This is a genomic window from Candidatus Zixiibacteriota bacterium (assembly GCA_021159005.1).
GTDB lineage: Bacteria > Zixibacteria > MSB-5A5 > UBA10806 > 4484-95 > JAGGSN01.
Window position 1 is genome coordinate 1 of record JAGGSN010000110.1, and the last position, 5,117, is coordinate 5,117.

The 5,117-nt window shown below is 46.0% G+C and carries 6 protein-coding genes; 5 read left to right on the forward strand and 1 reads right to left on the reverse strand.

Features of this window, described 5'->3' with window-relative positions; all coding sequences use genetic code 11:
- The first annotated feature begins 60 nt into the window (after positions 1-60).
- On the forward strand, positions 61-300 hold the full coding sequence (locus J7K40_06945) for a hypothetical protein (GenBank protein MCD6162134.1): 240 nt from the start codon (positions 61-63) through the stop codon (positions 298-300).
- Between the two features lie 28 nt (positions 301-328).
- Here J7K40_06945 and pruA read toward each other — a convergent pair whose 3' ends face one another.
- The gene (gene pruA / locus J7K40_06950) at positions 329-1,948 is read right to left on the reverse strand and encodes an L-glutamate gamma-semialdehyde dehydrogenase (protein MCD6162135.1); all 1,620 of its coding nucleotides are present in this window, start codon (positions 1,946-1,948) and stop codon (positions 329-331) included.
- Between the two features lie 493 nt (positions 1,949-2,441).
- Between pruA and J7K40_06955 the strand changes: the two genes are divergently transcribed.
- The 4 genes from J7K40_06955 (at position 2,442) to J7K40_06970 (ending at position 5,012) form a co-directional block, all read left to right on the forward strand.
- Positions 2,442-3,191, forward strand: coding sequence for an NAD-dependent deacylase (locus J7K40_06955; protein ID MCD6162136.1), 750 nt, complete (start codon positions 2,442-2,444; stop codon positions 3,189-3,191).
- Between the two features lie 18 nt (positions 3,192-3,209).
- Positions 3,210-3,968 (forward strand): hypothetical protein, encoded by a 759-nt coding sequence (locus J7K40_06960; protein ID MCD6162137.1) that lies wholly within the window; start codon positions 3,210-3,212, stop codon positions 3,966-3,968.
- 404 nt (positions 3,969-4,372) lie between these two features.
- A complete protein-coding gene (locus J7K40_06965) occupies positions 4,373-4,711 on the forward strand; it encodes a hypothetical protein (GenBank protein ID MCD6162138.1) in 339 nt (112 codons plus the stop codon).
- A 10-nt stretch (positions 4,712-4,721) separates the two neighbouring features.
- Positions 4,722-5,012 carry a zinc ribbon domain-containing protein gene (locus J7K40_06970; GenBank protein ID MCD6162139.1) on the forward strand — a complete coding sequence of 97 codons (291 nt, stop codon included), beginning with the start codon at positions 4,722-4,724 and terminating at the stop codon, positions 5,010-5,012.
- Positions 5,013-5,117: the final 105 nt, after the last annotated feature.

The following is a 5,117-nucleotide window of genomic DNA, read 5'->3' on the forward strand; positions in this document are numbered from 1 at the left end:
CAAGACGATTTAAATAAAAAGGGCCGCCAATTAGATAATCCTACTAAATAAATATTTGATATGCCTGATGAATTGAATGAAAAATTTAGAAAAGATAAGAGAATATGGGAAACTTGCGCTCATACTTATGAAGAATATATTGTTGGTGGGCATCCTGATGTTAGGGCATATGAAGAATATGAAGAAAAATTAATTGATCAGATTTTACATCATCTGATTAGTACACATAACCCAGGGTGTCCCACTCCCGCCCAAAAACGGGAGTGGGTTGCCTCATCGTTTACGCCAATGTTTCATTGAAAGCAAAGCACATTATATATATCCTATCCTACCCCAAGAACGGATACTTGTAATCCGTCGGCGGGATGAAATTCTCCTTGATGGTGCGCGGCGAGGCCCATCTTATCAGGTTCAGCAGACTGCCCGCCTTGTCATTGGTGCCGGAGGCGCGGCCGCCGCCGAATGGCTGTTGTCCCACCACTGCGCCGGTCGGCTTGTCGTTGATATAGAAATTGCCGGCGGCATGACGTAAAGCCTTGGTCGCCTTAACTACAGCCTCCCGTTCGGTGGCGAAAATTGCGCCGGTTAAAGCATACGGCGAGGTGGAATCGCACAGCTCTAAGGTTTTCTCGTAATCGGAGTCCTCATATACATACACAGTTATCACCGGACCGAATATCTCCTCCTCGATAAGCTTGAAATGCGGATTAGTCGTCTCCACTAATGTCGGCTCGATAAAGTAGCCGACCGAATCATCATACTTGCCGCCGTAAACGAATTCACCATCGCTTGAGTCTTTGACATAATCGATATAAGCAGTGATAGAATCGAAGGCATTCTTATCGATAATGGCGTTGATGAAATTCGACATATTAGCGGGGTCGCCCATCTTTATTTCCTTGGCCTGCGCAATCAGGATATTCTTAACTTCCGGCCAGAGCGATTTCGGTATATATGCCCGTGAGGCAGCTGAGCATTTCTGTCCCTGGAACTCGAAAGCGCCGCGCGTAATAGCGGTGGCAACCTGGGCGGCATTCGAGGAATTGTGCACCACGATAAAATCTTTACCGCCGGTTTCGCCCACGATGCGCGGATACGATTTATAGTTTTTGATATTCTCGCCAACTGTGCGCCACATCGATTGAAATACAGCGGTACTGCCGGTGAAATGGATGCCGGCCAGATTTTCGTTTTTGAGAATTAGTTCGCCGACATCAGCGCCGCGCGCCGTTACCATATTGATAACACCATCGGGAAGGCCTGCCTCTTTGAATATCCTCATAATGAAATACGCTGTATAGACCGCGCTTGAGGCAGGTTTCCAGACTACGGTATTGCCCATCACCGCTGGAGCGGAGGGCAGATTGCCGGCAATCGAGACGAAATTGAACGGCGTAACCGCAAACACAAAACCCTCAAGCGGACGGTACTCGACCCGGTTCCATAAAGCCGGCTGGTTGTCCGGCTGCATATCGTAAATCTGCTGGGCGTAATAGACATTATAACGTAAAAAATCGACCAGCTCGCAGACCGCATCGATTTCCGCCTGGAAAATATTCTTGCTGTGCGCCAGCATGCAGGCGGCGTTGAACTCATAGCGATAGGGTCCGGCAATCAAGTCGGCGGCTTTGAGGAATATGGCGTATCGTTCCTCAGCCGGCATCGCCTCCCAAGCCGGTTTGGCATCGGCGGCCGCTTTGATAGCCGCCTCGACCTCAGCCCTGCCGCCTTTGTTGTAATGACCCAGCACGCGGTTATGGTCATGCGGCTCGGTCATCTTGACCTTATCGGAGGCAGTTACCTCCTTGCCGCCGATAACCATCGGGGCTTCGATTTGAGTCTGTCTCAGCTTATCAATTGCTTTTAAGATATTATCACGGTCGGCTGAGCCGGGCGCATAGGCGCGAATCGGTTCGTTTGTCGGAACGGGTACTCTGAAATTTCCCATTGTTGTCTCCTATTTTATTAGCATCATTTTTTTGTTCTTTATATCGTAGGCTACGATAATAATCGAGGTATTTATAGTCAAGAGATTTAGTTGGGGGGAGGAGAAAGTTGCTTTGATTATTCCTGGTATAGAGCTGAATTGAGCAGGTCGGGTTCCGACCGGAGGAAACGGACGGAGTCCTTTATTCAACCCGACATTTTAGCTTTATAATATACTCTCCCAGAATAACGAGCTTATTGCATAACAAAAGGTGTCGGGTTTCTCCTTTTCAGGCTGTGCCAAAAGTTGATAAAGAAGATAAATAAAGGCATTAGGCGTTTGAGTCATTGCTTCGCCTATGGCGGACGCCTCAGGCGGAGCGATTACTGAAAAAGGCAGCTTTTGGCACAGCCTGCTACGGTCAGAATCCGACCTGCGGTGTTCTGAAAAAATGGGGAAAAATCCCCTTTCTACATCGCTTGACTATCAATGCCCAACACTGTATAATTCCGGTATGGAGAATATAGAATTCAATCAACAATTTATCGAGGCAATCAAGAATTCCACGAAAATAGCATTGCTTACCGGCGCCGGTGTTTCCGCCGAATCAGGCGTGCCTACTTTTCGGGGCGAGGATGGTCTTTGGAAAAAATTCAGCCCGGCTGAGTTGGCCACTTTCGAGGCATTTAACAACAACCCCAAGCTTGTATGGGAGTGGTATAATTACCGGCGGGATATTATCCGTAAAATAAAGCCAAACCCCGGCCATTATGCTTTGGCGGAGATGGCTGATATATATGATGATTTCACCCTGATTACCCAGAATGTCGATGGGCTTCATCGGATTGCCGGCTCGCCGGAGGTTTTGGAGATTCACGGCAACATAAACCGCAACCGTTGTCTTGAGTGCGGCAGGATGGATTATACTGAGGAATTCGATGAGTTTCCGCCTATCTGTTCATGCGGCGGACGGCTGCGTCCGGATGTGGTTTGGTTTGGCGAGCAGCTGCCGCAAGAGGTATTCGAAAAATCGACAGCGGCGGCGTATCGGGCGGATATTTTTTTCTCTATCGGTACCTCTGGCATGGTCCAGCCGGCGGCTTCATTGGCGAGTATCGCCAAGCAAAATGGCGCGCTGGTCATCGAGGTCAATCTCGAACCCAGCGGGATTTCATATGTTTGCGATTTAAACTACTATGGCAAATCGGGGGAAATACTGCCTTTGATTGTCGCTAAAATGAAAGAATTAAAATCAAGCTCTTAGAAAATGAGGTAAATAATCATGAATGATAAATTAATGCATCTCCCTGAAAAAAGCCGCAAGACCGTAATAAAATTCGCCGAGTCTTTAATCGAGGCATTTGATAACAATTTGTATTCGCTAATATTATTCGGCTCTGCCGCCCGTGCTTCCCGACGCGGCGGCGCTGATGAATTCAAAGAGGGCGCATCGGATATTAACACCGTGATTATCCTCGAATCGGTTGCCAAGAATGAGCTTAATGTGATACTTGATATCGGCCGCAAGTTTAAAAAAAGCGGCTTGGCATTGCCGCTGGTTTTTAAGCGCGGTCATATCCCGACCTCGCTTGATACATTCCCGCTTGAGTTTTCGGATATGAAGCATAACCATATTATCCTACATGGCGCCGACCCGTTGGAGGAGGCGGTTATCGAGACCAGTAATTTACGCTATCAGTGCGAGGTGCAGTTTAAGGGACAGCTCGTCCAGCTCAGACGCGGCTATCTGGCATCCGGTGAAGACTCTGAGATGCTGACGCAGTTAATTTCGGGTTCGGTAAGCTCGATAATGGCAGCCTGCCGGGGGATGGTGTGGATGTCGGGCAAGACCCCGCCTGATATGGCGCCTGACTTACTGAAGCTGGTGCATAACGATTACAAAGTCGACACTGAGCCGATAGCTCACGCCTGGCGCGTAAAGCACGGCGACGCCGAGGAATCAACCGCCTCGCTGGAGAACCTGTTTGATGAGTATATGAAGTCGATTGAGAAGCTGGCGGATGTTGTGGATGGGATGTAGTTTTTTGGGGGCAGGACATAGTCGAGTTTATAGTTAAAAACATAGAATTATTTTATTATCACTGACAGGTTCTGTCAGTAGGATTTTGTATATTAACTCACGGAATGGATAGGAATATCTTGCTTTATATGTAAGTGATTGTTAACTTGAAGCGTATTAAGTTTAAGTGAAAAGGAATTGTTTCATTTGACGGCGTAAACAGGAGAAAAAATGGAAACAAAGCTGTTTGTTTTGCTGATGTTTATTACTTTTGCTTTAATTATAGCGGTAAGTTTAACTCCTAATAGAGCATTTATCACACTAGGAATATAGCGATTTCAACCTTGAGGTGTTATCCCTAAACTTTCAGAACCAAGGTTTTTTTAGAAAAACAATTATAAAATTTATAAGCAGTAAAGGACTAAATGATGAAACAGAAAAAGCTATCAATCACTGTTCTATTATGCATTTTAGTCGGTTTGATAATCTTCTTCAGGATATTTTGCGGAATTTTTATGATACAGCCGATAGGTGCAATTCCAGAGGGCGCGACTATAGTTTATTGGCGGAGTGGATTGGATGTTCCTTTTATAGCATCCGCTGACGGAATGCTTGATGATTTAGGTGCGGGTGTATCTCTCCTCGGCCGTGGTTTGATGCTTGCAAAGCTTGCCAAACCAATAACAGACAAAGAGATATTCAGGTTTAGGTATTCAGAGACGCTCTATCTCTGGTCAACTGGCGGAAAGAAATACGAAAAATAGGGAATGTAAAATGGAGATTCTAGTAATTTGGTTCTTGTTCGGAATTGTAAGTGCGGTGGTTGCTTCCAACAAAGGTCGTAGTGGCTATGGCTGGTTTGCCCTTGGTGTTTTATTTGGACCATTTGGTTTCATATTAGCTTTAGTAGTTCCGAAGAACCAAGAAACAGTAGAGAAAGATGCTATTAAAGATGGCTCAATGAAAAAATGTCCATACTGTGCTGAATTGATTAAATCTGAAGCTATTAAGTGTCGTTATTGTGGCACTGAATTTAATAAAGAAAGCAGGTCGGGTTCCGACTAAAAGGAGAAACCCGACACCTTTTGTTGTGTAATAAGCTCGTTATTCTGGGAGAGTATATTATAAAGCTAAAATGTCGGGTTTTTCCCTTCGGTCAGAACCCGACCT